27 protein-coding genes and 1 pseudogene are annotated in these 26594 nt (G+C 67.8%); 8 read left to right on the forward strand and 20 right to left on the reverse strand.

Annotated elements, in window-relative coordinates; all coding sequences use genetic code 11:
* The 17 genes from P1P75_RS21380 to P1P75_RS21460 all read right to left on the reverse strand — a co-directional run.
* Positions 1–1971, reverse strand: a 1971-nt coding sequence (locus P1P75_RS21380; RefSeq protein ID WP_319257756.1) for an ABC transporter ATP-binding protein, incomplete at its 3' end; no start/stop codon positions are given.
* A 415-nt stretch (positions 1972–2386) separates the two neighbouring features.
* Positions 2387–3175 carry a 3-deoxy-manno-octulosonate cytidylyltransferase gene (locus P1P75_RS21385; protein WP_319257710.1) on the reverse strand — a complete coding sequence of 263 codons (789 nt, stop codon included), beginning with the start codon at positions 3173–3175 and terminating at the stop codon, positions 2387–2389.
* A gap of 22 nt (positions 3176–3197) precedes the next feature.
* A complete protein-coding gene (locus tag P1P75_RS21390; protein WP_319257712.1) occupies positions 3198–3764 on the reverse strand; it encodes an NUDIX domain-containing protein in 567 nt (188 codons plus the stop codon).
* A 4-nt stretch (positions 3765–3768) separates the two neighbouring features.
* On the reverse strand, positions 3769–4890 hold the full coding sequence (locus tag P1P75_RS21395; protein WP_319257714.1) for an adenosylhomocysteinase: 1122 nt from the start codon (positions 4888–4890) through the stop codon (positions 3769–3771).
* A gap of 26 nt (positions 4891–4916) precedes the next feature.
* The gene (locus P1P75_RS21400) at positions 4917–5897 is read right to left on the reverse strand and encodes an NAD-dependent epimerase/dehydratase family protein (RefSeq protein ID WP_319257716.1); all 981 of its coding nucleotides are present in this window, start codon (positions 5895–5897) and stop codon (positions 4917–4919) included.
* 54 nt (positions 5898–5951) lie between these two features.
* The gene (locus P1P75_RS21405) at positions 5952–6788 is read right to left on the reverse strand and encodes an aminoglycoside phosphotransferase (protein WP_319257718.1); all 837 of its coding nucleotides are present in this window, start codon (positions 6786–6788) and stop codon (positions 5952–5954) included.
* The gene (locus P1P75_RS21410) at positions 6785–7441 is read right to left on the reverse strand and encodes a histidine phosphatase family protein (protein ID WP_319257720.1); all 657 of its coding nucleotides are present in this window, start codon (positions 7439–7441) and stop codon (positions 6785–6787) included. Before P1P75_RS21410 ends, P1P75_RS21405 begins: the two co-directional genes overlap by 4 nt.
* Positions 7438–8199, reverse strand: coding sequence for a phosphotransferase (locus P1P75_RS21415; protein ID WP_319257721.1), 762 nt, complete (start codon positions 8197–8199; stop codon positions 7438–7440). Before P1P75_RS21415 ends, P1P75_RS21410 begins: the two co-directional genes overlap by 4 nt.
* On the reverse strand, positions 8196–9041 hold the full coding sequence (locus tag P1P75_RS21420; protein WP_319257723.1) for a class I SAM-dependent methyltransferase: 846 nt from the start codon (positions 9039–9041) through the stop codon (positions 8196–8198). The genes P1P75_RS21415 and P1P75_RS21420 overlap by 4 nt, the downstream gene beginning before the upstream one ends.
* A 31-nt stretch (positions 9042–9072) precedes the next feature.
* On the reverse strand, positions 9073–9585 hold the full coding sequence (locus P1P75_RS21425) for a topology modulation protein (RefSeq protein WP_319257725.1): 513 nt from the start codon (positions 9583–9585) through the stop codon (positions 9073–9075).
* Positions 9586–9681: 96 nt separating this feature from the next.
* Positions 9682–10746, reverse strand: a complete 1065-nt coding sequence (locus P1P75_RS21430; protein ID WP_319257727.1) for a hypothetical protein — start codon at positions 10744–10746, stop codon at positions 9682–9684.
* Entirely contained in the window at positions 10731–12449 is a 1719-nt protein-coding gene (locus P1P75_RS21435) for a carbamoyltransferase C-terminal domain-containing protein (protein ID WP_319257758.1), read from the reverse strand. Before P1P75_RS21435 ends, P1P75_RS21430 begins: the two co-directional genes overlap by 16 nt.
* Before the next feature lie 8 nt (positions 12450–12457).
* On the reverse strand, positions 12458–13411 hold the full coding sequence (locus P1P75_RS21440) for a thymidylate synthase (RefSeq protein WP_319257729.1): 954 nt from the start codon (positions 13409–13411) through the stop codon (positions 12458–12460).
* Positions 13408–15261, reverse strand: a complete 1854-nt coding sequence (locus tag P1P75_RS21445) for a hypothetical protein (RefSeq protein ID WP_319257731.1) — start codon at positions 15259–15261, stop codon at positions 13408–13410. The genes P1P75_RS21440 and P1P75_RS21445 overlap by 4 nt, the downstream gene beginning before the upstream one ends.
* Positions 15258–15950: an HAD family hydrolase gene (locus P1P75_RS21450; protein WP_319257733.1), complete on the reverse strand. Its 693-nt coding sequence runs from the start codon at positions 15948–15950 to the stop codon at positions 15258–15260. Before P1P75_RS21450 ends, P1P75_RS21445 begins: the two co-directional genes overlap by 4 nt.
* Before the next feature lie 37 nt (positions 15951–15987).
* Positions 15988–16476 (reverse strand): ATP-binding protein, encoded by a 489-nt coding sequence (locus tag P1P75_RS21455; RefSeq protein WP_319257734.1) that lies wholly within the window; start codon positions 16474–16476, stop codon positions 15988–15990.
* Positions 16477–16486: 10 nt separating this feature from the next.
* Entirely contained in the window at positions 16487–16681 is a 195-nt protein-coding gene (locus P1P75_RS21460) for a hypothetical protein (protein ID WP_319257736.1), read from the reverse strand.
* Between the two features lie 138 nt (positions 16682–16819).
* Between P1P75_RS21460 and P1P75_RS21465 the strand changes: the two genes are divergently transcribed.
* Both P1P75_RS21465 and P1P75_RS21470 read left to right on the forward strand, forming a co-directional pair.
* Positions 16820–18208: a Tat pathway signal protein gene (locus P1P75_RS21465; protein WP_319257738.1), complete on the forward strand. Its 1389-nt coding sequence runs from the start codon at positions 16820–16822 to the stop codon at positions 18206–18208.
* A gap of 75 nt (positions 18209–18283) precedes the next feature.
* On the forward strand, positions 18284–18769 hold the full coding sequence (locus tag P1P75_RS21470; RefSeq protein ID WP_319257740.1) for a TrmO family methyltransferase: 486 nt from the start codon (positions 18284–18286) through the stop codon (positions 18767–18769).
* Between the two features lie 89 nt (positions 18770–18858).
* On the opposite strand, the gene P1P75_RS21475 is transcribed toward P1P75_RS21470, so the two are convergent.
* Complete coding sequence (locus P1P75_RS21475) at positions 18859–19248, reverse strand: hypothetical protein (RefSeq protein ID WP_319257741.1); 390 nt, start codon at positions 19246–19248, stop codon at positions 18859–18861.
* A gap of 154 nt (positions 19249–19402) precedes the next feature.
* On the opposite strand from P1P75_RS21475, the gene P1P75_RS21480 reads away from it, so the two are divergent.
* The 6 genes from P1P75_RS21480 (at position 19403) to P1P75_RS21505 (ending at position 25763) form a co-directional block, all read left to right on the forward strand.
* Positions 19403–20509, forward strand: a complete 1107-nt coding sequence (locus P1P75_RS21480) for a helix-turn-helix domain-containing protein (RefSeq protein WP_319257743.1) — start codon at positions 19403–19405, stop codon at positions 20507–20509.
* A gap of 16 nt (positions 20510–20525) precedes the next feature.
* A complete protein-coding gene (locus P1P75_RS21485; RefSeq protein ID WP_319257745.1) occupies positions 20526–21194 on the forward strand; it encodes a YdcF family protein in 669 nt (222 codons plus the stop codon).
* A complete protein-coding gene (locus P1P75_RS21490) occupies positions 21136–21963 on the forward strand; it encodes a WbqC family protein (RefSeq protein WP_319257747.1) in 828 nt (275 codons plus the stop codon). The genes P1P75_RS21485 and P1P75_RS21490 overlap by 59 nt, the downstream gene beginning before the upstream one ends.
* A gap of 277 nt (positions 21964–22240) precedes the next feature.
* A complete protein-coding gene (locus P1P75_RS21495; protein ID WP_319257749.1) occupies positions 22241–23113 on the forward strand; it encodes a serine/threonine protein kinase in 873 nt (290 codons plus the stop codon).
* Positions 23114–23157: 44 nt separating this feature from the next.
* A complete protein-coding gene (locus tag P1P75_RS21500) occupies positions 23158–23736 on the forward strand; it encodes an ABC-three component system middle component 2 (protein ID WP_319257751.1) in 579 nt (192 codons plus the stop codon).
* A gap of 5 nt (positions 23737–23741) precedes the next feature.
* The gene (locus tag P1P75_RS21505) at positions 23742–25763 is read left to right on the forward strand and encodes a DNA recombination protein RecN (RefSeq protein WP_319257753.1); all 2022 of its coding nucleotides are present in this window, start codon (positions 23742–23744) and stop codon (positions 25761–25763) included.
* 186 nt (positions 25764–25949) lie between these two features.
* Here the strand turns inward: P1P75_RS21505 and P1P75_RS21510 are convergent, their stop codons facing one another.
* Positions 25950–26201 (reverse strand): helix-turn-helix domain-containing protein, encoded by a 252-nt coding sequence (locus tag P1P75_RS21510; RefSeq protein WP_319257754.1) that lies wholly within the window; start codon positions 26199–26201, stop codon positions 25950–25952.
* 213 nt (positions 26202–26414) lie between these two features.
* A pseudogene (locus P1P75_RS21515) lies at positions 26415–26594 on the reverse strand (IS5/IS1182 family transposase); the annotation flags it as partial.

The raw sequence follows: 26594 nt of genomic DNA on the forward strand, positions 1-26594 counted from the left end.
GGATTTTGGTTTTTTTGCTTTTTTCGTGGGCTTGGAGATTTGTATAAGGGACAGGCCGGCGGGGGCGTACTGGGCGGCTTGCGCGTCGAACATCGAGGCGTAGCGGCCTTGGGCGGCCATGAGTTCGTCGTGGCTGCCGTGCTCGACGAGCCGTCCGTGGTGCAGGACGTAGATGCGGTCGGCGTGGCGGACGCCGGACATGCGGTGGGTGACCAGGACGACAGCCCGGTTCGGGGCGGCGAGCCGGCGGATGCGGTCGAAGGCGGCGATCTCCGCTTCCGGGTCGAGGGCGGAGGTGGGCTCGTCCACGATGAGCACGCCGTCGGTATCCGAGGTGGCGCTGCGCCAGTGGGTCCGGGCGAGGCCGATCTTCTGCCACTCGCCGCCGGACAGTTCGCTCGCGCCGCGGAACATCCGGGCCAGCAGGGTGCGCAGGCCGTCGGGAAGCCTTGCGATGACCGGTCCGGCACCCGCGTAGTCCACGGAAGGCTGCAGGTGCTCGGAGTCGGCTGCCCGGGCTGGCCGGCCGATCCGGATGTTCAACGCCGCTGTCACGGGCCAGCGTTGGAAGTCCTGGGTGAGCAGTGAGACGCGGTCGAATACCTCGGAGCGGTCCAGGGAGGCGATGTCGGCGTCACCCCACAACACCGTCCCGCTCTGCGGCAGCAACAGGCCCGACAACACCTTCATCAGAGTGCTCTTGCCTGAGCCGTTCTCGCCGACTACGGCGGTGACCGAGCCCATGGGCAGCGTGAGGGAGACCTCGTCCAGGGCGGGGGCTTCCCGGTCCGGGTAGCGGTAGCTCACTTTCTCCAAGGCGACCTGCCTCACCCGTGCCGGGACGGGGTCGCCCCCGCTCGGGATGGTGCGCCGTGCCGCCTCGTCCAGGAACCGGGCGTGGTCACGGACGTAGAGGGACTCCTCGTGCAGCTGGTTGACGTTCATGACCAGCGCGCCCAGGCTCGCCGAGCCGGATCGGACGGCGATGACGGCGGTCCCGGCCACGGCCAGACTCATGTGCCCGCTCATGATCAGCCAGAACATGGCCGCGTACGTCGCTGCCATGGCGAGTCCGGACAGCGCGGCGGCCACCCACTCGGTGACGGCTTTGCCGGCGGCCAGCCGCTCCTGCTCGGCCTCGGCGCTCTCGGCCATCCGCTCGTAGCGGCTGAGCAGGAACGGCCCAACGGCGTGGATGCGCACCTCCTGAGCGGCGGTGCGCTCGGTGAGCAGGTTGCCGATGAGACGGCTGGCCCGCACGTGCTCGACCCAGGTCATGACCGACACGTACCGTTCCTGCGCCACCCGCATCGCGCCCCAGCCGCGCGGCGCCGCGATAAGGATCAGCATCGGCAGGAGGACCGGGTGGAGGATGGTGAGCACGCCCGCCGTGGAGATCAGGGAGATGGTCCCGTTCAGCGCGGCGACGCAGGCACTGATCATGCGGCGGGCGGATCCGGCGCCGTACTGGGCGACATCGATCAACCGCCGGAACTCCGGATCCTCGATGGCCTCCAGCTCGACCGACGCGGCGGCGGCCAGGTACTGGGTCGTAGCGATCCGCTCGACCAGCGGCTCCAGCCGGCCCGCCCGCGAGGTGGACCATCCGGCCAGGCCCGAGTTGACCACGGCTGCTCCGGCGGCGGCGAGCAGTCCGGGCAGAACTGCGTGCAGCCGCTGCTCGGGGGTGCCGGAGCCGAGCAGCGCGTGCATGACGGCGTTGACCGCGAGCAACCCGACCGCCGCGGCGAGGCCCTGCCCGATCTCGCTGATCGCGACCGTGAGCAGTGCGCGGCGGTCTGCCTGCCACGCCAGCCGCAAGGTCGCCCCGACGAGCTTGGGCATGGAGCGCAGAGCCGACAGCATCGTCAAGTCCAGCCGAGCGCGCTCGTGTTCCGACCAGCCCAGGTCGTAACGCAGGGGACCACCGAAGAGCTCCTCCTCGGCGTCGGAGACCTCCGGCTCCGCCATCCGCACCCGTCCGAAGAACCTCTTCACAGCGCGCCGCCTCCCCGGGGCCGGCTCAACGCCCGGAGGGCCGACGTGGGCTGCCACCGCGCCACCTTCTTGGCAGCCGCATGTGCTGGTGTCCTGACCGAAGTCAACGTGGTCCCCCCTTGACGGTTGTGTGGCTGCTCCTGCGGCTCAACGAGCTGACCCAGAATTTCGAACACACGTGTTTCGGTCGCGCTGGTAGCCCTGGGATTTAGCGGATGCCGGAGCTTGTGGGTTGCATCGACCTTTGCGGCCCCTGGGTCAGGGACTGGAGCAGCGGTGGCCGAAACGCCGAGCGTGCCGCTGTCTCGTCGCCGAGGGCGGGAGCGCGGTCTGGCGCAAGCGTGCGAGTGGTGTGCCGAATCCAGAGAGTGGTCGTCGACCGCAGCCATCAGGAGGTTCTGGGGATCGCACGCTTGGCCTGAGTCAGCAACAAGGTGCTGGCCCTCGCGAGGTCCTCGGGCGTGTCGATCGCCAATCCGTCGTCTGCGACGCCGAGCATCCGTACACCGTGACCATGTTCGATGAAGCGCAGCATCTCCACGCTTTCGGTACGTTCCAGCGGCCCCTGAGGGAGATGCCGGAACGTGTCGAGGGCCGTTCGGGTGAAGCCGTAGAGACCGAGCTGACGCAAGTACCTCGGTCGCTCACCGCGCGGGTAGGGGATCGGCTGCCGGGAGAACATGAGGGCGTTGTGCTCGGCGTCGACGACGACCTTGACGACGTTGTGGTCCAGGACGGCACCGGCGTCCTCCAGCTCCGTGTACGCGTTCACTGCCAGGGTTCCGGGTGCCAGGTGCTCCATGGCTTGGGAGACGCCGTCGATCGCGGTGGGGGAGATGAACGGCTCGTCGCCCTGGACGTTGATGTACGCGTCTGCGGGCAGGCGTTCGGCGCACTCCGCGACGCGGTCCGTGCCGGTGAGGTGTTCTCCGGTCCGCATGCACTCGATGCCCAGGCGGTGACACACCTCCTCGATGCGCTCGTCATCGGTGGCGACCACCACCCCGTCGAGGCACCTTGCCTCAAGGCAGCGCTGGTGGACATGCCACAGCAGTGGCTTGTCCCCGAGCTGCGCAAGGGGCTTTCCCGGAAATCGGGAGGCTCCCCAGCGGCAAGGGATGACCGCTATGTGGTGGCGGCGCGCGGTGCTCGGCGGTGCGGCGGTGGTGGCTGCCACGGCGTACTCCCGTCGGTAAGTGTCAGGAATGAGTGGGGCGGGGGAGGAGGGCCAGCTTGGCGCGGACGGTCGGCGAGGCGGAGTCCTCGAAGGACCGCCACTCATAGCCGCTGACCTCCTCGGTTTGAAGCTTCACGGTGTGTTCGGTCCGAAGGAGGAAGGCCCAGCGGCAGTCCACGTGCTGGTGCGCCGGCTCGCCCTTCGCGGGGTTGGCGGCGATGTCGTGTACGTCGATGTCCAGCGGCACGGTCTCGAAGCCGGGGAGGGGGACGACGGCATCGCGAGGAATGCCGGCCTCCTCGCCCAGTTCACGGAGGGCGGCACCGGGAAGGTCCTCGTCGCCTGGCTCGGTGTGGCCGCCGGGCGCGAGGGCCTTGCCCGTGGCGTTGTGCTGAACGTGGAGCACCTGGTCGTTGCTGTCGATGACGATGGCGCTGCAGGTGACGTGCGTGGGAAAGGTCTTGCGGCTGGTCGGATCGTCCTCGCCGGCAAGGAGGACGAAGAGCGCAGCCAGGGCGTCCCGCTCGGACGGGTGGCGGGTGAGGTATGCCTCAACGGTGGCGCGGATGTGGTCGGGGGAAGGCGGCATGGGATCACCTGTCGAAGTAGTCGAACCAGATCCTGGCGATGGCCTGGCGGTCGGCTGCGGGCATTTCGTGGAGACCGGACGGGAAGCGGCCGTGGCTGAGGGCCGCGGTGGCGGCGAGTATCTCGGCCTGAACGAGATGGATGTATGAGCCGACGGCGGCGCCGTGCACGAAGTTGACGGCGCCGCCGTCAGCGAGGACGTAGAAGTAGTGGCCCGTGATCTCGTAACGCGTCAGATGCTCGCTGACCGGGGTGCGCTTGTAGAGGCCATGCAGGCTGCCGAGTTCGAGTTCGTCCTCTGAGGACGTCACCGAGGCGAGGTACGCCCCGTTGCGCAGGGCGGAGAAATCGCCCTGGCGGAGCGCGAGGTTGCCGGTGGCACACAGGACGAGTTCCGCCTCCCGGAGCGCCTCGGCCGTCGATGCGCTCGTACGGAAGCCATGGGAATGCGCCTGCACTCTCTTGACCGGATCGATGTCGTGGACGGTGACGCGCACGTCTTGGGCGCGCAGCGTCTGAGCGATGGCCCGGCCGACCTTGCCGAACCCGATGACGCAGGCGTTTCGGCTGGTCAGAATGTCGCCGCGGGCGCGTACGAGGGCGTCGGTCGAGAAGACGATGGACCGGCCCACCAGGTGGTCCTCGCAGTCCTTCAGCGGGGAGCGGGCCACCGAGACGACGGGACAGGGCAGGCGGTCCAGTGCCGCGTACCGCTGGTGTCCGTTCTCGGTGTCCTCGACGACGCCGAGGACGCGGCCGGAGAACTTCTCTACCAGGGTGTCGAGGCACGGCGCGAAGTAGCCGCCGATGTCTATCAGGATGACGTTCCGGCCGCCTGCTGTGTCCTCCAGGTACTCCAACGCCCAGGTCGAGTCGGCAAACAGTTCTCGGTTCAGGTCATGGATGGTGAAGGCACGTCGGACCTTCTCCAGCGTCGGCTGGTCGACGGACCTTGGCTTGGGTAGTACAGCACCGACCGTGGACGTCGCGGCCATCGCGCGGAGGAACGCCGGCCGCTCGGAGAGCAGGTGCGTGATGATCAGCGTGGTGACGTGCTCGCCAGCGGGGAACCGTGTTGTGATCTGCCGGAAGAAGGCTTCCAGTCGCGCCCTTTCAGGACTCTCCACTGCAACTCCTCCTGGTGTCCCGCTGGTTATGCCGCGCGACCGTACGCGGCGGTCTCGGCGGCCAGCGCCTGCATGTGGGCTCGCATGCCGTTGTGAAGGTCGACCTGGGGCTGCCAGCCCAAGACCTCATGGGCGCGGCCGGGGTCGGCGCGGGTGGTGAGGACGTCGCCGCTGCGGGGGTTTTCCTGGTGAACCTGGATCTCGCGGCCGGAGAGGCTGTTCGCGATGTTGATCACTTCCAGCAGGGAGGCGCTGGAACCACCCCCCACGTTGATCACTCCGCTGGCGGTCGGGATCGTGGCCGCGGCGATGGTGGCGGCGACCGCGTCATCGATGTACGTGAAGTCCCTGCGCTGGTGACCGTCTCCGTACAGACGTAGTGACTGGCCGGTCAGCGCGGCCGTGAGGGCGCGGTGCGTGAACATGTCGGGGCGCTGCCGGGGGCCGTAAACGGTGAAGTACCGCAGAGCGACGACGCTGGTGGGGCAATGGGCCTGGACGGAATGCGCGAGGCAGAGCTGCTCCTCGGCGAGTTTCGTGACCGCGTACGGGGATGCCGGCTGTGGCCGGTCGGTTTCGACGCTCGGACCGCCCTCGGTGGGGCCGTAGACGCTGGAGGACGAGGCCACCACCAGCCGGGGAATGCCCATACGGGTGACGGCGTCCATGACGCGGTGGGTGGCGAGAACGTTGGAGGCGACGTACTCGCTGAACTTTTGTCCCCAGGAGGGGCGTACCCCGGGGATGCCGGCCAGGTGAAAGACGGCGTTCGCGTCGACGAGAAGCGGCTCGATCGCGCAGTCGAGGAGGTCAGCGGTGACGTGCATGTACCCCGGGAGCCTCTGCAGGGCGGCAAGGTTGGCTGCGGCCGTGGGGTCGATGGCCGGGTCGCGGCGGTCGACGCCGACGACGCCGGCGCCGGCCTGGACGAGGGCATGCGCGAGGTGGGAGCCGATGAAACCGGCGGCGCCGGTCACCACAGCTCGGCGGGGCACGGTGGTGGTCATGTGGGATGCGTGCTGTGACACGGAGTTCTCCAGGAATCCAAGGAGGGTTGTGGTTCAGGCGAGCCGGGCGAGAACGGTGCGGCCGTGGCTGCTGAGGGCGAGATCGTCCTGCTCGTGTCCGCGGACCAGGGCGGTGACGGCCTCGATCGCACCGAAGGACTCCAGCAGTCGCTGTTCGGTGTCGTTCAGCGGCGTTCCGTATCCGGCGAAGAAAGCCGTGCGGAGGTGGGGAGCGGCCTGCCAGCGGCGGAATTCGAGCCGGGCGAAGTCGCGGATGCGGGCGTCCCGGCGCATGTGCTCGAAGTCGCACATTCCGAAGGCGTCCCCAAGGAGCCAGTTCCGCGGCTGGTAGTCGAGGTGGCACACCGCGCTGTCCATGAGCGTGTTCGCCAGGACGTCCGCGCTGTGGCTCATGCGGTCGCGTTCGGCCGTGGAGATGAGGCCGGCCCGGTCTGCACGGGCGATCCAGTCGCGTAGCCGCTGGGCGAGTTCCGTGCCGACGGCGCCGGTACGCGGTACCGAGGTGGCGTGGTGCAGCTTGCCCAGGACGCGCCCGGCCTCGTAGTGAGCCTGTTCCTCCTCCGGCGACCCGGGTGCGACCGCATCCGCCCGTACGCCGCGCACCGCGGTGAGCAGCAGGGTGCATGTTCTGTCCTGTCGGCCCACCACTCGGGGGACGTGCCCGATCAGGTGAGCTCCCCAGGCGAGATAGGCGTGGAGTTCTCTGATGTATCGGTCGCGTTCGCTGTGTTGCTTGGCGAAGAACTCATTGCCGTCGGCGTCGACCAGACGCAGGACTCGGGGCGGGAGAGTTGGATCGTGCACGATCCGGACCGCTCCGAGTGCGCCGCGCGCCAAGCTCAGGCGCGGATCATCGGACAGCGTGATCAAGCGGCAGCCTCCTGCGCTAACGCGGCCAGGTGCTCGGTGTCGTTGTGGCGGTCGAGCATCCACCGTCTCTGTCCGAGCCGGTTGAGGTGGTGTTGCCACCGGGTGATGGACCCGTGAGAGACCGTGAATCCGGCCGGAGATCCGAGAGGGAGACCCAGGAGCAGGGTGTGGGCGACGATCACGGTCTCGCCGTGCGCGGCGAACAGGATGCGCTCACCCTCGTGATGGTCGATGAGCTCCCGCAGAAGGCGGCCGGCCCGCTCCAGGTAGCCGTTCCACGTGTCGGATCCAGCAGCCCAGGGCCTGTCCGGGTGGGCATGCGGCCCACCATCGGCGGCGGTTTTCACCTCGGCCCAGGGTCTGCCGTCGGCGGCACCGTGTACCGGACCGTCGAGGCGGTCGTCGGTGGACATGGGGAGGTTGAGGGCCTGGCTGATGATTTCGCCGGTCTGGCGCAGGCGGAGGCGCGGGCCGGCGTACAGCGCTCCGAACGGCTTGTCGCGGTGCTCGGCGGCGAGGCGGAGCGCGACCCGTTCGGTCTGGGCGTAGCCGCGGTTGGTCAGCCCGGTGCAGGTGCGTGGGCCGCCGACCAGGCCGTCGACGTTGCACTGGGCTTCGCCATGGCGGACGAAGACGAGTTCAGTGATGATCATGCGGATCCTTGGGGGCAGGGTCGGGACGACCAGCTGTAGCGGTAGCCGTTGCGTCCGGCGTACGGAGCGGTCAGCACGGCGTGCAGCGCGAGGAAGTCGTCGAGCCGCTCGCGATCCGTGATGCCAAGCCGGGGGTCGTGGCCTACGGCGGCCTCGTTGTAGGCGCGCAGGGCCGAGTCAATGGCTGGAGTCGGCAAAGGCCCGTACGTCAGGACCAGCGTCGCGATCAGCTTCGCCAGGTCGTAACCCATCGGCGCCAGCGTCAGATCGTCGGTGTCGACCGTGTAGATCTCGCCGGCCTCGGTGATGATGAAATTTCGCGGGTTGCTGTCCTTGTAGAAGGCGGTCGGCCCCTCGGCGGTCTTCTCCAGCAGCGTCAGCAATGCGTGCAAGGCCGCGCGGTCTGGCAGGTATCCGTGTTCCAGCCTTCTTCGCAGGGCGACCTGCCGGGGACCGATGTAGTCGCCGAACGCGATGCCGTCACGGAAACGGTGGGGCCTGTTGAGCGCGGCCGGCCGGAGGTCAGTGGTCCAGGCGGCCCCGTGGGCGTCGCCCAGTAACCCAGCCAGGGCCCGCAGGTCCTCGGTCCGGGCAGGACGGCCGTCGATCCACTCGTACGTCAGGCTCGTCGGCCCCACCACCGTCAGCGCCGGCAGCCGCAGCTGCGGTGCGTGCTCGGCGAGCCAGGCGTGATGGCGGGCTGCCGAGGCCACCCGGCCGGGGGTCTCGTAGTGCTTGGTGAACTGGCGTACGCTCACGACCGTCCTCCCCCTGACTTGGCCACCACGAAGGTGACGAGGGACTTGGTGGTGAGGGGCCGGTCCGGCAGGAACTCATGCAATGTTGCCGCGAGCGCGCCCGCATTGCCGTAAAGGCCCGGGGCGAGGTTGTACTTCGGGTTGGTGGCCAGGTACTCCGCCACGTGGTCGTGGCCGTCGAAGGTGAACCTGTGTTCCTCGTGCTCCACAGCGAGTACGTCGAGCGACGTGGCGGCCAGGTGGGCGAGGTTGCCGCTGTGCGCCGAGATGTACAGGCTCTCGTGTTGCTCGGCCCGCGGGTCGAGGCCAGCGGCAGCGACCAGCTGGTCCATCTCCCGGTAGCTGTCGAGCCCCTTGGTGACGAGCACGGCCAGCCCTCCCGGGGCCAGCACCCGCTTCATCTCCGCGACCACCGTCTGCGGCCGCGGCGAGTGGTAAAGGCAGAAGGCTGCGACGGCAACGTCGAATGACTGGTCAGGCAGCGGCAGTTGGTGAAAGTTGCCCAGGAGGAAGCTCACTGGGACGTCGGGGAGCCGTTGAGCGCGGTGTAGGGCCTGTTCGATCAAGGCCGGAGCGGCGTCGAGACCGAGTACCCGCTGCGGCCCGAGTTGCTGGGCCAGGGCCAGACTGCTCGTACCGCGACCGCAGCCGACGTCCAAGACCAAGCCGAGCTTGTCTGCCTGCTGGTGGTGGGCGCGCACCTGGCGCACGATCGTGTCTGGTACCGGGCGTCCGGAGGTTTTCGCCCGCATCAGGGCATTGGACCGGCCGGCCAGCCGAGAGGCGTGCCCGTACAGCTCCGCTCGCCGCGCGGGGTCCAGGAAGGGGTTGGCGTCGCTCATACCGCGCCCTCCCCTCGGGAGCGCGGAGCGCTCAGCGGTGCTCGGCGGCGACCTTGCGCAGCCAGCGGCGCGTCTGTCGCCGGTTGCGCAGCAGCACCACGTCGGCACGGCCCGAGGCGAATCCCTCGATCTTGGCCATGACGCGCGGGCGCATCTTGCGGCGGTACGTGGCCACGTACTTGATCACGCCCCAGTGGATGCGGTTGTGGACCCCGTTGCCCTTGTGCCCTGCCCCGTGCCGGATCTGGCGGGAGAAGATCCCGTACAGCGCGGCCACGGTCGAGACGTCCATGAGGACCACCGTGTCGCAGGCTTCGAGCCGGATCTGCAAGGTGGAGTTGTAGTTGCCGTCGATCACCCACTTCGGCTGCGCGACCAGGTCCCGCTGCAGGGCGGCGAACTTCTCCATGGGCAGCGCGTTCCACGCGTCGTCGTAGAACGCGGCGTCCAGGTGCGTGACCGGGGCGTCGAGGATCCTGCCCAGCTCGCGTGCCAGGTAGGACTTGCCGCTGCCTCCGCAGCCGACGATGGCGACCTTCTTCATGGTGCTCCAGCGTAGAGGCGCTCGGGTGCCCGGTCGGACCGGCCGGTCGGACACGTTCGGATGATCCAGGTGCCATGGCCTGGGAAGCCAGCTGCATCACGCCGCTCCCCGTTCCACATTTACGGGACCGCCGGCCGTGTCCAGTACGGCTTCCAACGCGTCTACCTGCCGACTCAGGCGGAACAGCTCCAGGCGGTCCAGGCAGGCCGCGATCAGGTCCGCGTGCTGCTGGGTCCCGGTGATCCGCTGGAAGTGGGCGAGCCGCTCGATCACCTCGCTGCCGGAGCTGACGATCAGATCCTTGGGCACGAAGCGGTCCGCGTGCAGGATGTCGGCAGGGGCGAGCGGCAGGCAGCCGGCGAGGACGGCCTCGAAGATCCGCTGCGTCATCTGCCCGACGACAGCGTACCGCTCCGGCAGCATCAGCACGGTTGCCAGAGACCTGCCGTATACGGCGTGGACCGCCTCGAAGGGAAGCCTGCCGAGGAACCGGACGTGCGGCCAGCGATCGGTCCTGGTCCACTTGCCCCCGACCAGGTGATCGAAGCGGGTGGCGGCCGGCGCGAAGAAGCGGTCAAAATGCTGGTCACGGTCGTACTGGTTGCCGACGTACCCGAGGAGGAGATCCCTGGGCTTCTTGGCGAGCACGATCGGATCCGCCTCGTCGAGGAGACGGTCGTCGACCGGGAAGAGCAGGCGGTGTGCGCCCGGCGTCGGCTCGAGAGCGGCCTCGCACACAGTCGTCTGGCGGATGCGCCGCCACACGCTGTCCGGCCGGAGCTGGCGGTCCTTGTCCCAGATCACGGTCGGGGTTCCAAGCCGAACCGTGTACCAGGTGACCAGCTCTGTCTGGCGGTGTAGGTCGCAGGTGTGCCCCTCGGTGCCGCACGGCGTGGTGTTGCGCCCGTCGATCGCCCAGCGCCACTCCAGGAACAGGACGTCGATGTCCGGGGTGCCGCTGTGGAAGGCGTAGGCGTTGCCGAGGTCGTCGCCGGCCTCGATCAGGTCGCGGTTGGCCTGCAGGAACACGATCTCGTGGCCGCGACCGAGGAGGGCGTCGATCAGGGGGCGGCGGTGGCTGCGGCCCCCGTCCGGGGTGTCGGTGATCCCGTTGCCGAGGAATCCCCAGAAGCTGTATCCGATCTTCACTTTGTGATCCACCGGCCTTCCAGCAGCAGGGCGTCCAGTCCGGAGTTGGCCAGGCAGTCCAGGGCCATCTCCGGTGTCCCGCAGATCGGCTTGCCCTTGACGTTGAGGGAGGTGTTGATCAGTACCGGCACCCTGGTGCGGCGGGCGAAGGCGCTCAGCACGTCGTGCATGAACGCGTTCTGCGACCGGGTGACGGTCTGGAGGCGGGAGGTGCCGTTGGCGTGCACGATGGCCGGCACGCGCTCGCGCGCCTCGTCGGTTACGCCGGACGCCATCGACATGTACGGCGCCTGTTGGCCGAGGGTGAAGAACTCCGCGGCGCGTTCGGCCAGGACCATGGGGGCGAATGGGCGGAACGGCTCCCGGAACTTCACGGTGGCGTTCAGACGCTCGACGACCCCGGGCTCCAATGGAGAGGCGAGGATGGAGCGATTCCCAAGGGCGCGGGGGCCGGCCTCGACTCGTCCCTGGAACAGCCCGACGATCATCCCGTGGGCAAGCTGGTCGGCGAGGAACTCGGCGGACTCCACGCCCAGCGTCTTCTGCTGGAGCCCGGGCCACGGCGTGAGGTCAAGGGCCTGGTGTTGGTACGACGGGCCGAGATAGCAGGCCCGGGCGACGCCGGACACAGGCCGCCGGCTGCGGCTGCCGGTGTGCACGGCGATGGCGGCCCCGATCGCGGTGCCGGCGTCGCCCGGGGCGGGCGGGACGAAGACCTCGTCGAAAATTCCGGCCTCGATGATCCGCCCGATGCTCACGCAGTTCGTGGCGACTCCACCGCCGACACACAGGCGGCGCGATCCGGTGATCGTCCGCGCCCGGCGGGCCAGATGCAGCATCACCTGCTCGGTGCGCTCCTGGAGTGCGGCGGCCAGATCCCGGTGGACGTCTTGGATCGGCTCGCTCGGGTGGTGCTCGGGGCACGTCTCGGCGATGAAGCGGCGAGAGGTCCTCGGGTAGCCCGAGGTCAGCACGCGCGGCGGGAAGTAGGCGGAGTCGACCGAGAAGCCCGTGGGTGTGGTGCGCACGGCCCGGGCAAAAAGGTGGCGGAACCGCTCCGGATCGCCGAGGGCGGCGAGCGCCATCACGGTGCCCTCCTCGTCACCACGGCGCCACCCGAGGTGCTCGGTGACCGCGCCGTACACGTAGCCCAGGGAGGCAGGGTCGTTGATCGCCTCCAGGGTGCGGGTGGAGGGGTGGAGCGCGTTGTGTCCACGGGCCATGGTGGTGGTCTGCCGCTCGCCGAGGCTGTCCACGATGAGCACGGCGGACTCGTTCCATCCTGAGGCGGCGAAGGCCGTCAGCTGGTGGGCCCGGTGGTGCAGGACGGGGGAGACACGGGAGGAGGGGAACCGCCGGCCGAGGGCGCGGGTGCGCAACTGGGTCCGCAGCGCCACCTTGGCGAAGCCGCGCGCCCTCGGCAGCGCCCGGTCGCGCGTCGTCGGCGACAGAGCCATGCGCAGGGCTGTCGGGGACTCGGCGAGGTAGTGGGCGGGCTGGAAGTTGTAGGCGACGGCGTCGACGTCGGCCGCGGTGAGCCCGGCCTCCCTCAGCAGCCACTCGACGGCGTGGCGGGGGTAGTCCTTGGTGTGCTTGTGCTGAGAGAGGCGCTCCTCCTCCACGAAGCCGATCAGCTCCCCGTCTACCAGCAGGGCAGCGGAGGAGTCGTGCGTGAAGGAGCACAGCCCGAGGATGACCGAGGGCGCGCGGTCCATGGTGGCCATCACCGCGTCCCCGCCGTCTCACGCGCGGAGGCGCCAGCACGGCGGTTCAGCTCGCCGTACCAGGCGATGAGCGCCTCGCCCAGCGGCCCCTCGATCTTGTCGGCGACCCGCCACGCCTGCTCACGCGCGCCGTCCTTCCACAGGCGGTAGCTGCGCAGTGTCTCGGCCATCGTGTCCCAGCCCGGGTGGCCGGTCACGTCCCGGGCCTCGACCTGGTCGAGCAGATCGTCGAAGCCCCGCCACGGTGTGGTGAGGTCCGCCATGACCGTGCTCGCGGTCACTGCGGTCAGCTCTTCCGCCTGGTCGAGATGGTTTTCGTAGATGTGCAGCGATCCCACGTGGTGGTGGAACTCGCCCAGCTCGGCGCCGAGCCAGCCCGCGACCAGCTCGTGCAGCACGGTGTAGAAGAACAGGTCGTACGGCATGCCGATCCACACGTCCTGACCACGCATCGTCGTCGACATGTGCAGGCGGCCGGCGCGCAGATGGAAGCCGAAGCCCAGCGTGCAGGGCACGTCCTTGTGCCCTGCAGCGTCCTGGGCCGGGTCGTAGAGCTGGATCAGGGCCCGGCGGGAGTCGGGGTCCTCCTTGAGGATCTCGACGACGCGGCTCAGCTGATCCACGTTCCCGGCCCACTTCCGCATCCGCGGCCCGTACGCGCCCCGCAGGACACCGTCGTCGGCGTACTTCCGCAGGCGCGCGTTGTAATCGAAGATCCACGGGGCGTCCGAGCCGGAGAGGTGCCACACGGTCTCCGCCACGGCGAACGCGGGGTTGATGACGCGCCGCGGCGGCGCGTACAGCAGGCGGGCCCGGGGCTGGGTCAGCCGCATGTGGACGTCGAGCACCTCACGGGTCGCCATGCCGCGAGGGCTGACCCTCTCGCCGCTCTTGGCCAGTGTGACAGCGCCGACGAAGAGTTCGGCGACGCTGTCGGCGGTCAGGTGTGTCATCGGACAGGTACTCCTTTGCCCTGCGGCCGTCCGGACTCGGCGGCGCGGGCATCGTGGTTGATGTGGTGGGAGTGCATGACATGGCCGCCCGAGCGGCGGGTGATGAGGCATGCGACTTGGGCTGCGCTGTCACCGCGCCACCGGCACACCGCGTCCGTCGCCGCCCGGTCGGCAGGCGGGCGCGGACCGCGCAGTGCGACGAGAGCGTCGGCGATGTCATCGGCGGTGCTGCACCGCAGTGCAAGGCCGTGGTCGGAGAGTCCGAGCGTGCGCTCGCCGGGCGAACCCAGTTCGAGCACCGGCACGCCCACCAGCGCGGCTTCGATGCCGCAAGTCGAATAGGCGCTTGCCAGGGCGTCGGCACCGGCGAGGCAGCCACGAGCGCCGACCCGGGGATCGGCCACGGCCACGAGCGGCCGACCGTCCCGTTCGAGCAGCGGGGCGAAGACGTCGACGCTCTGTGCCGGATGCGGCGCGATGACGAGGCCCCAGTCGCTGCCGGCCTGCCACAGACCGTCCAGCAGCAGGTCGGCCTGGGCCTTGAGCCGGTCAGGACCGAAGGGCTGGCAGGCCCACACCGCGATGCGGGCAGGACTGCGCCCTGGGCCGGGGGCCAGCAGATTTTCCAGATAGCGCCGCTGAGTCTCGCGGCCGGAGCCAGCGAGCGCATCGAAGCGGGGCTGGCCCAGGACATGGACTTCGGCGTCAGGGTGGCGCACCCACGCCTTTGCGAGGGGGAGATCCCGCTTGCCCATGACCACGATGTGGCGGCTGTGCAGCGCGGGCCATACGACCGACTCGGCCGTCCAGGCCCCGTGCTGGACGTGCACCGTGTTCACCCCATGGCGCTCTGCCACATGTACGGCCAGCGCACCCAGTGGGCTCGTGTCGTTGCTGACCAGGACGGTATGCGGCCGGAGGGCGGTGAGGACGCCGTCCATCCATGTCTCCGCCCGCAGGACGGATCGCCACGACGGCTGGGTGCACCCGCCGCTTGTCTCCAGCAGAACGGACACGAGGCGGACCAGTCGGGCCAGTTGAACCTCATGCTCGCCGACTCGAACGACGCGGTCATCGTCCCGCGGCCTCAGCCCGTCCACGGCGTCGGAAAGGTCGAAGAGACCGGTCGGCGGCGAGCACTGGTTCACGCCCGCGACGCCCGAAGCCGGGCACCGCTCCGCCGGGTCGGTCGCCAAGTCCACCAGGAGACTGGGGTGCCCGTTCCGGGCTAGCTGCTCCAACACTGGTAGCAAAGTGGCCGCGTGACGGGACGACCACGACAAAGCCACCACCTCGCTCACTGGAAGCTTCGAGGGAGCCGGGCTCGGCACCGATGCGGCCGCCGGGGCAGGAGGGAGGTTGCGTAACTGCGCGGAGCGGAGGGGGTTGTGAGGGGCTGCGGCTCCGAGCAGGTAGGCGATGCCCGACCAGGTGACCGTGTACGCGCGGTACTCGCGGGAGCTGCTCGACCGGAGCCCGACGAGTCCTTCGTAGGGCGCGAGTCTCAGCGGACCTGGGGCCTTGGCGAACGGCTCCCACGCGCTGAGCACCGCCAGCTTACGTACGACCTGTGCCACCAGGCGCCGCGCCGGCACGTGCTGGACGTACAGCCACCCCGCGCCACCCGGAGTCCTCGCGAGGTCGGCGCCGTACGCTTCGAGGGCCTCCATCACATGGTCGACCCGTGCTTCAGCATCGCGCTGGTCGAAGGGCAGGGCCTCCAGTTCGGACGTGGTGATCCGGTCGGACTTCATGGTCGCGAGCGCGCCCTCGTCGACCAGCGCAGACAGGGGCTTGCCATCGGAGTCGGCGTGGGCGATGCCCAAGGCGCTGCGCTTGGTTGGCCTCATACCGGGCTCCCTTCGAGGATCGGCCCGGTGTCCATGAGCCGCAGCAGGTCCTTCGGCGATTCGGCGACGGCGGGGGCCGGCGGGCTCGGTGTGCCGTAGCCCCAGCCCGCATGCACGTACGAGACGCCGGCGCGACGGGCTGCCTCCTGGTCGACCGCCATGTCTCCGACGTACAGGGCATCGGCCGGGTCGGCGCCCAGGTCGATCAAGGCGAGCAGGATCGGGTCTGGCGCGGGTTTCCCCCGCCCCACCCCGTTCGGCGTGCGCACCGTGGCGAACGGGACGCCGAGCTGGGCCAGGAGAGGGGTGGCTCGCGCCAACGGCTTGGACGTGACAATCCCCAGCCGCCAGTCGGCAGCGGCGAAGGCATGCAGGACCTCCGCGACGCCGTCGAACTGTCGGGCGAGGTGAGAAGCGGCCGTTGACGCCTTGGAGTAGGTCTGGTGGATCGGCTCGGCGTCAGCGAGCCCGAGCTGCTGCATGATGTCGGCGAAGGGGCGGCCCAGGTGGCGTTCGTATTCCCCGAACGGCACGTCGAGGCCGTGGTCCTCACGGACCTGGAGCCACGCGCGCTCCATGACGGGGCGGGTGTCGACGAGCACGCCGTCCAGGTCCAGCAGCAGCACACGTACGACTTCGGTGTCGAGGGCCAGCCTCGTTCCGCCGGAGGCCGACGCGGGTGAGGACATAAGCCGGGATGACATCAGGGATCTCCGAGGGAAGGGGTCAGGAGGTGAAGGGCGACTCGGTGCGCCTCACGAGAGCGATCACTCTCTTGCCGCGTCCGTCTTCCTTGGGGCAGGCAGCCCAGGCGTCGGCCGCTGCCGACACGAGGTATAGGCCACGTCCGTTGGTGGCGTAGAGCGAGGCGATCTGAGGCACGGGGGGCTCAGGGGAGTTGTCTTCGACCTCGATCCCCACAACACCGGCCTGCAGGGCTAACGTCAGCGTGATCTCTTCGACGGGCTTGTCTTCCACTCTGGACGGAAGGCTCAGGCTGGCGCCCGGAGTTCGGCCGTGCCGCTCGGCGTTAGTGGTGAGCTCACTGACGATCAGTACAGCCTGGTCCAGAAGGTCTTCCATCCCCCACGCCGTCAGTGCTTCCCGGGTGAAGGACCGTGCCCTGCCTGGAGCCCTGTCGTTGGCGGCGAGCGTCAGGCTCTTCTGCTGTTCGGGAGCGCTGATCACACTGCCCAGACTTTCGATTCGGTCCATGCTCGCCTTCTCACAACTGGTGCTTGAGCCCACGGAGGACTCGATCGGCGGTCTTGTCGGACTGGTCGAAGCGGCGGAGGTTCTGCACGAGCACGGCCACCGGCGGGGGGTGGTCGAGGTGCCGCACGCCGGACGTCGGAGCGGGAGCGCGCCCCTCGCCCGGCACAGTCCGGGTATCGGTGCCAGTCGTGTGGCTGGTCTTCACCGGTTTCCTCCCGGACCAAGGCAGTTGGTGGTTTCGTTGACCTCGAGCGAACCGTGGATCACATCGCGGCGGTATCTCCCGGCGGCTGCCGGGGCCGTCAAACCCGTCAAAGATCGTTTTGGTGAACCGAGGTAGACGATGGCGCGCGAGCGGAACGTGAAGCTGGCCGACGCGATCGCGGAAACGGGCTGGTCGCAGCAGAAAGTGGCGGCTGCCTTCGTGAGGGTCGCGGCCGAGGTGGGAGCGAAGGAACTGCTGGGCACCAGCCGCTCGCACATCGCCATGTGGGTGGCGGGAACACAGCCCTCGGGCCGAGCGCCCCTTATCTTGTGCGAGACGTTGTCCCGGCGACTGCAACGCCCCATCACGCCAGCTGAGATCGGGTTCTCCGTGCCGGGCGCGAGTGCAGTGGCGGCATCGGAGTGGAACGCCGATACGCTGACTGCGCTGGTAGACCTTGGGAGAAGCGACGTGGACCTCGAACGCCGCCGATTGCTGGCCGGCGCCGCCTACTCGGTCGGTGGCCTGGTTCTGCCTGGACAGCAGTGGTGGGATGAGGCACCTCAGCGTGCGAAGTCCCGCCCCGCTGCGACGAGCCGCAGGGTCGGGGCCGCCGAAGTCAGCGCTGTGCGTGAGATGACAGAGTTCTTCTCTCGAAGAGACCAGCGCCACGGTGGCATGGACGGCCGCACGGCCCTTTACCAGTACCTTGTCGACGACGTTGCCAGGTACGTCGGAGGGGTGTTCACCAGCGACGACACCCGTCGCTCCCTCCTCGCCGCTGCCTCCGAGGCCGTGTACGTCGCTGGCTGGATGAGCTTCGACGCCTCCCACCATGAGGCCGCGCGTCGCTACTTCACGCTGGCCCTCAAGCTCGCGGCGGAAGCCGACGACGCTCCCCTCGCCGGCCACATCCTGCGGGCGATGGCTCACCAGGCGACGGACCTCGGCCACCCACGGGCTGCCGTCGACCTGGCCACGGCTTCCGTGGAGCGCAAGCGGTACACCCTCGCGACCCCTCGCGAGCGGGCACTGCTCGGCGTGGTGCAGGCACGCAGCCTTGCCGCCGATGGCCAGAAGCGGGCAGCGATCGCAGCGCTTCTCCGCGCCGAGGACGACCTCGCTGCAGCGGACGTCGGCGATGAGGATCCGAGTCGGGTGTGGTTCTTCCAGCGGGCTTCCCTGGCCCACGAGACCGCCCGCACCCTGTGGACGCTCGGCGATCTCGACGGTGCGCTCCGAGAATTCAACAACAGCGTGCTGACCAGGAAGGCCGACACCTTCAGCCGGACCCACGCGGTGACGTTGGGCTACATGGGCACTGTGCAGGCCCGCAAGGGGAACGTGGAGGCCGCATGCCACACGTGGGCACAGGCCCTGGACGCCATGGAGGGCGTCCAGTCGGGCAGAGCACGCGAGGCAGCCGTGAACATGCGCCGGGTGCTCTCCCCCTTCCGCAATCGGGGAATCAGCGTGGCGGCGGAGATCGACGAGCGCGCCAAGGCCGTACTCGAACGAGTAGCCTGACCGCGCCATGGTGGTGAAGGCGGGCATGCTGTGACTGACCGCCTCGCCGTGCCGCGAGCGGAGAAGGGGGAACCCGTGTCCACAAAGTCCATCGAGGTGCCGGTGATCGCCGAAGTGGTCGGGGGCCACAAGGGCCGCCTCGACGACTTCAAGGGCGGTGTGGAATCGATCATTCGGCTGCGCCCGGAGTACCCGGAGGAGACCCTGCAGGGGATCGAGGAGTTCTCTCACCTCCAGGTGACCTGGTTCTTCAACTTCGGCTCTCCTGAAGACGTTGCCCTCCACGCGCGCAGCCCGCGGGACAATCCGGACTGGCCGGCGACGGGAACCTTCGTGCACCACAACCACCGGCGCCCGGCTCGCCTGGCGACCTCGTTCCCGCGGTTGCTCCGTGTCGACGGACGGGACCTGCACGTCGCCGACCTCGATGCGGACGACGGCACGCTGGTGGTGGACCTGGTGGCGGTCTTCAAGGAGTTCCTGCCGCGCGGCATCGTCACCCAGCCCGCGTGGCCCGGCGAGATGCTGGAGGACTACTGGAGGGACGCCGCCGAGCGCTGACTCGCGGCATCCTCCGCAACCGAGGCTGGCGGCCCGACGGAACGTGAAGGCCCGAGCAGGCGCCAACGGGCCGTACCGGTCGGCATCCATTACTCGGTGCCTCCTGCGGCCAGGGTCGGCGCGCTTCCGCCTGGTGGAGCCGTCTGCTCACGGCGGATCAGCAGCACATGGGTGCCGGCTTCGGTCAGCTGACCGCGCCGTTCAGCCGCTATGGCCTTGGGTCCGAGGTGCGAGGGAGTGGGAAGTACGACCCCATAGGACCCAGTGGCAGCGAGAGCATCGAGCATGCCCGCGAAGGCGGACGGCGTGGAAGAGCAACGCTCCACGTAGACGCCGGCCAGCGTCAGCTCGTGACGAAGGCAGTAATCGGTGATCGCTGCCGTCAGGGCCAGCTGACGGGCACGCGACACATGGACCAGGCGAAGGAAGCCGAACACGCGCGGACCGATGACGTGCCGCTGTTCCGTGAGGGGTTCCATGAGGATGACCGTCCATCAGGTCGTCGTCGGAGGGGCACTTCGAGCCTGATGGCGGCCGGGCGGTCGGGGAATCCACGGCCGTCCCACTTCTGTCCCACTTCCGTCCACCCCGCGCGACACAGCGTGCTTCGATGGCGACGGAAAGGAGTTGCACGTGGCGACCGTTCATGAATGGACCGGCCTGGAGGCGCTTGCGCTCCGGAAGGCTCTCCGCTTGAGCGTGCGCGCCTTCGCCGAAAGACTGGGCGTCTCGGTCAATACCGTCAGTAACTGGGAAAAGTTTCTGGCCAAGCGGCGTCCCAATACGGAGAGCCAGGCCATCTTGGATACAGCGCTGGCCCAGGCGAACGCGCAGACCCACGTGCGTTTCGAAACAGAACTCGCCAAACTCGCCGAGGGGGACACCCCTCCGGAAACGACCGGGCGCGTCACCATTCCCCGCCCACGAGCCTGGGACTACGAGACGTGGGCCGACGACTTGGAGCGCGCAGTGGTGGCCCTTGCCCGCCAGAACTTTCCCTTCGCAGAATCACTTCTGCACCGTTGGACCTCTCGCTACAAAGCCTCGGAACTGGATGAACGGGGCTTGTCCTTGCTGGCACGTTCCACCGCGCTGCAGGGAGACCTGATGCGAGACCAAGGGGCCGTCGTAGGCCCTCTCTCGGCCCAACGCTCATACGCCAACGCTCGTTCCCTCTATTCGCAGTTGGAGATCCCGCGCCGCGTAGCTCAGCTCGATCTCTCCCTAGCCGTGGTCACGGAGATGGTCGGCGAACTTGAGACAGCGGCGCGCCAGTACGAGGACCTGGCAGCCGACGATCGACTGTCCCCTCGTGACCGTGCCCGCGCTCGTCTGTGGGTGGGCACGGCTCTGAGCAAGGACGGCAACCACGACTATGCGGTCAGCGTGTTGGAAACAGCGGTCCACGTCTTCGAGGACCTCGCCGAACAGGAGGACTGGTCGGTCGCGCAACAGAAGCTGGCCCTCGCTCACCGCGGTTCCGGAAACCTCGATGTCGCGCTGCGCCTCATCGACCTTGCACGCAGTACAGGCGTCACGGAATCGCCCATGCAGCGGGTACGCCTGGACACTGCATATGGCCACATCCTGCTCTCCGATGCCGCCACCCTGGATGATGGGCTACACGTCCTCGACGACGCTGCCAGGGAAGCGGCCCAGTACGGGCTGAGCCACCAGCTCCGCAGCATCACCGACATCCGGAGGACGGCCGAGGGGGCACTCCGCCCCACACGACGGTGACCAGGGAGATAAGCGAGTGACCGACAACCAGCCGGCCATCACCGAGGAGCAGATCAGCAAGGCCAAGCTGGTCTGGGATTTCCACCAGATGCATCACGACGTGGGCCCCGTCGACGTCGCGATCGGGCTCGGCAGTCACGACCTTGGCGTGGCCGCCTACAGCGCCGAGCTGTACCGCGCCGGCCTGTTCCCCACTCTCGTGTTCACCGGCGGCAACAGCCCGACCACAGCCAAGGTGTTCCCCCGTGGGGAAGCCGTGCACTTCCGCGAGCACGCCCTCGGTCTCGGCGTGCCGGACAGCGCGATCCTCGTGGAGCCGAACGCCGGCAACACCGGCCAGAACATCACCCTGTCCCGCGAGGTCCTCGCGTCTGCCGGCATCACGCCGAAGTCCGTGCTGCTCGTCTCCAAGCCCTACATGGAGCGCCGCTCCTTTGCCACCGCCCGCAAGCTCTGGCCAGAGGTCGAGGTGATCTGCGCCTCGGAGCCCATGGAGTTCGATGACTACCTCAAGAGCATCGGCGACGAGAAGCTCGTCATCGACATGCTCGTCGGCGACCTCCAGCGCGTCATCGAGTACCCAAAGCTCGGGTTCGCCATCGAGCAGCATGTCCCGGAGGACGTACATGCCGCGTACGAGTCCCTCATCCGCGCCGGATTCACCAGCAGACTCATCGCCTCATGACCTCCCCGCGCCCGGCGGGCTGTGCGCGATCCACCAGCCGAACTTCCTGCCGCGGCTGAACACCCTGGCCAAGCTGTTCGCGGCGGACTACTGGATCGTGCTCGACGACGTCCAGTTCGCCCGCCGCGACTACCAGCACCGTGCCCGGTTGCCTAGCGTGTCCCACCCGGGCCGACACCAATGGCTGTCGATCCCCACCCACCTCCCTCATGGTCGGTCGACCGTCATCCGGGACGCCGTGCTGGTCAACCCGGAACGATCACGCCGACGAGTCGTGCAGATGCTCGCTCAGCAGTACGGTAGGTGCTCTGATTGGCAGACCCTCCGTCACCATCTGGACTCCGTGCTCGTCGAGTTCCGGCGAACGGACAAGATCGCTGATGTGGCCGAGGCGTCCACACTGATGCTCCTCAACCTAATGGGGTGGAGGGGCCGGATCCTTTACAGCAGTTTGCTGCCAGCCCGCTCAGAGCGGTCACAGCGACTCGCCGACCTCGCTGCGGACACCCGAGCGCGCGGCTACCTCTGCGGCGCTGGCGGCATGCGCTATCTCGACGTGGATCCGTTCAAGGCCCGCGGGGTAGCCGTGATTCCCTTCCATGCGCCGACGAAGGGGATATGGGAGGGCGGGCGCGACGTCAGTGCCGTAGACCCTCTCATGACGCACGGTATCCGGGCCGTGGCCAAGGCATTGCGAGCCGTCGCTGCTCAGTACCGCTTCTCCGCCCAGGTCAGCAGAGCGGCCCGCGAGTCGCGTCTGCTTCTCTGACGGCACGATGCATGGGTCCCTCTCTGTGCGGGCCAGATGGCTGGTCGCGTCCCAAACCTTGATCGGATGATTCCACGACAAGTACGCTAGCGACCGTCACTGTCTGTGGTGCAGCAGCAACAGTTGGCTGAACGCCGGTGGCCGGGCTGCCTGGTAGAAGTGGGGGACCGGTTTGGATGGCTCCATAGCCGTAGCAGCTGGTGTTCCGCCCATCCACTTTGGGGTGCATGAGGTCCGCACCGGAAGCGCGGACGGAGCACGAGCGGACTTCGAGAAGATGCTCGCACAGCTCGCTGGTGCCACGACTCCGAACGTTCGCATGATTGCGGCCAATCCGGGTGACTGGGGAATCGATGCCTTCGCCGGCGACCTTGGGGGCACCATCACCGTCTGGCAGTCCAAGTACTTCATGCCTACCACCACGTCGGGTCATCAGCAGCAGATCCGGGAGTCCCTCGCCAACGGGTTGAAGGCAGCAGCAGCAAACGATCACACCATCGCGATCTGGATCCTGTGCATCCCCTCCAGCATGGACGGGCCTACAGCGAAGTGGTGGGACGGTTGGAAGAAGAGGAAAGAAAAGGAGCACAACATCGTCATTGAGCTGTGGGACGAGACCGCGCTCGTGAAGAAGCTCCATAGCCCTGAGGGCGACCATGTGCGCCGCGCCTACTACGAACCGTTTTCGTCACCGCCGGCCAAACCCATGCAGGAGGAACTTCGACTGGTTCTGGACGTGGAGGAGGATAAGGCTGTCGCGCTCGACTCTGCTCTCTTCGTCCGGCAGATGAGGGAGGCTGGCCACGTTGAGCTGGACTCCGCCAAGCGGCAGTTCTTCAACGCCGACCTCGTTGCACGGGAGATCGCGCACAAAGCCGTACCGGCAGAGATGGCTGCGCTCAGCTCCGCTGATGCCACCCTGCACGGCGTGTGGGAGATGCACTTCAACGAGTGCTGTGCCGAGGGCTCCATTGGGGCTCTCCACGGGCGTGTTTGGCGCGAGGTGCGCAGCGAGCACGACAAGCTGCCGAAGGTACTGCGTCTAGAGCTCGTCCACAGCTGGGGGTTGGTCCACCGGCTGGTCGACAACCGTCAGGCCGGCTGGGTCAAACATTGGCGACAAATCGCGAGCAGTCATCCCGACGCCTGAGGTTTCCCACTACATGTTCTGCCGATAGCTAAAAGGAGCACGCTTTGGAAGCACGTCGGCCGGTGGTCATGCCGGAAGATGAAGTGCCATTCCGGCTCGCTCAGCTTTTGCTGCTCCTTGATGCTGTTGGTGATACCAACGCAGGCGGCGCCAGCTTGGAACGAATCGGGTACTACGACTTTCTGTCCGCGAACCCCTTCCTCGTGATCCCTGCCGAGGGCCGCGAGGCCAGCATCCTTCGGTTGGCCGGCTTCGACCCGCAGGTGTTGGCGTACGCCTCTTCCTCGCAGCGGTTCACCAGTCGTCGAGAACGCATCCAGCATGACCTCGCGCTTCTCGTCGCCTATGGGTGCTGCCAGGTACACAACCGCGATGGTGCCCTCGCCTACTCGATCACCCCGGCCGGGCAGGAACTCGGCAGAGAGTTCACAGCCACGTATGCCACCTCCTTTCGCACCGCGGCCGGCCTCGTCGTACGGCGGCTTCGCAAGCTGAGTGACAAGGGACTGCGAGAACAGACCGCGCAGTGGCTTCGGCCAGACGGGCGTGGCGGTCCTGCTGCTGCGCTCATGAGGGTTCTGGGACCGGCGCCTCGCGCGGCGACCATGTCTGGAGAGGGGTAAGCCGCATGGAACCGCTTCCCGGTATACGGATTCGACGCCTTCGACTGTCCGGTATCGACCGGTCATATGGCGTCGACTTCACGGTCGAGCAGCGTGTACGGAACCTGTCGGTGATCGCGGGTGCGTTCAGCTCAGGGAAGACCGCCGTGCTCGAGTTCATCGCGTATGGGCTTGGCGCCAAGCGGCATCCCCGCCATCAGGAGGTGCTGCGAAAGGTCCGTTCCTGCCTCCTGGAGGTGGAGCTTTCAGGGGAACCACATGTGATCGAGCGGTCGGTCGGTGAACCTTCGAAGGTCGCCTTCGTACGCCGCGGAACACTAGATGGGAAGCCAGGGCCCAGGGGGGAGGCAAGGCCGATCGATCCGCCAGGGGCTCCCGAAAGCCTGTCGGCTCTCTTGCTGAGTCACTGCAAACTCGAAGGGGTTCAGCTGCGGGAGGCCCCCACCAGCCGTGAGTCTCGCACTGACCCGCTGAGCTTCCGTGATCTGATGTGGCTCGCGTTTCTGCCAAACGAACGCGTGGCGGACAAGAACTTCCTGTTCGAGAACGACTACATGCGCAAGCACAAGCTGCGGCAGGTAGTCGACGTTGTCTTCGGCGTACACGACGACCGCGCCGTTGAGCTCGGCCAACGCATCCGGGAACTAGGAGTCCGGCTCGCCCACGCCAAAGCCGAGTTGACGGCTGCCCGTTCCTTCGTCGAGGAACAAACCCCTGCCGCCGTCGTCACCGGCGAGGCCATCTCGTCCCCTCTCAGGTATGAGCGGGAACTGGCCGACATTACGGCGCAGCTCCAGGACCTGGACCGAGCGGCGCAAGCGGAAACGGCCTTCGCGGCCGGGCTGCGTCGCGAGCACCAGGAGGCCGCACAGAGCTCTCGACAGGCAGCAGCCGTACTACGGGACTGCGAGACACAGCTTGCGCGGCTGATGCCGTTGCGTGCGCAGTATGCGGATGACCTACTCAAACTCGGCATGCTGGGCGAGGCCCAGCAGCTCTTCGACCCATTGAGCGTAACCGTCTGCCCGGCTTGCCTGAACCGTCTGTCGGCCACCCCGACGGCAATCGGCGATCGCTGCAGTTTGTGCAGGCACGATCTGACCGGACTGGATGGGGCGCTGACCTTGGGGGCCGCCGACGCCAGCGGCCAAGCTGAGGGCCACCGCGTGGACGTGGCGGCCGAGATCCGGTCCACCAAGGCCCGCCTCAAGGAAATCACGACCTATATCGAGGACTTGGACGCTTCACTGGCCGTGCTCAAGGTTCAGGCTGAAGAGGCGGCGATTCGGGAGGAGCAGGCTGCAGCCGCGCTGGACGCGGCGACCTCGCCAGCGGTGTCTCCATTCCTTGCAGCTCGCGATGACCTGCAACGCAGACGGGAGCAGGTGCTCCGGCTCCTGGACCAGGCGGAAGCCACCGTGAAGCTCCAGGAGGGACTCGCGAAGCGAGCTGCCACGGTGGAACGCCACGAAGCGCAGATTGCCCGTCTGAAAGAAGAACTCGCGCAGCTCGGGGACGTCACTGACGACCGGGACAGGGTCATCGCTCAGGTCAGCAGCCGCTACGGGGACCTACTCCGAGAATGGCGTTATCCCAAGGTCAGTCGCCCGTTCATCAGGCCCGACCTGACGCCGTTCGTGCGGGGGGAGCCCTACCAGGAGGCGTCCTCGGGCGCTCGCACGCTCCTTACCTTGGCCTGGCAGCTGGCCGTCTTCGAAATCGCCGTCGAGACCGGCGCCGCTCATCCAGGTTTCCTCATGATCGACAGCCCGCAGAAGAATCTGGGCCACGGCGGCACCCTCGACGCGGTGATCGCTGACGCCGTCACCATTGACGACTTCTACCACCACCTTTCCACCTGGCTCTCGGAGCGAGGCGCCAAAGCACAGCTCATCGTCGTGGACAACAGTCCGCCCCTCCTGGCGGAGGGCAGCGTGGTAGCCCGATACAGCCGCAACGAGGATCAACCGCCTTACGGGCTGATCGAGGATGAAACTAGTGCAGAGGCGGAGGAGTCGCGACAGTAGGAGCGGTGCCAGCGGTGGCTCCGGCGGGTCACCCAGGCAGCGAGGACGCTGCTCCGTGACCCAGCGGGCGGCGAGCAGGTCGGAGGCAGCGGTGATGACCACGGCAGCTCCTCCCGCGGATCTTTCGTCGCTTCGCCGACCGCTGGTACCGCTGAGGCAAGACGTCGATGACCTTGCAAGCATTGTCTAATGGATCTTCTGCTGCTCCAGCCACTTGGAGATCTCTGCCCTCTTGTAGAGGACCTTCGCATTCCTGCCTCGGCCGAGCTTGTAGCCCTTCAAGCCCAATTTTGATGCCTCCCTATAGACCCAGCTTGTCGACATGTTGAGCATCGCAGCGACCTCGGCCGTGTCCATGAGGACCGGTTCGACGTCACGGCGCCGGCGCGACGAGTCGATATGGCTGCGCGGCTCGTCGGGGTGCGACTGCGGTTCCATGGGCAAGATGGCTCCCTAGCTGGCCTAAGCGTGATCGCGGCATCGGCTCGCGCTCCGCTCTGGCCGTATCGGACGTCCTTACACCCGACCTGTGCCACCGCCAAGAGCCACCGGACGAGCTATTCCATGGTCATGAGAATCGCCGGTTTGGCTAACCGGCGATTCGCTGCTATGTTGCGGCGCCATTCGGTACTCGTGATCGTTTGAGCTTCTTCAGCGCTGCCGCTCCAGTGTGAGGATGGCCTTGGCGATTGACGTCATGCGGTTGGGGCTGCATCGGGACCTGCGGAAGATCCGCCAGGACTTCAGCCTCGCGACACCGCGTTCGACGGGCGCTCGCGCTGCGACCAGTGCCTGATTGCGGGACTTCAGCCGCGCGGGCCGGCGCCCTGG

The sequence above is a fragment of the Streptomyces sp. ID05-39B genome (assembly GCF_033794725.1).
GTDB lineage: Bacteria > Actinomycetota > Actinomycetes > Streptomycetales > Streptomycetaceae > Streptomyces > Streptomyces bobili.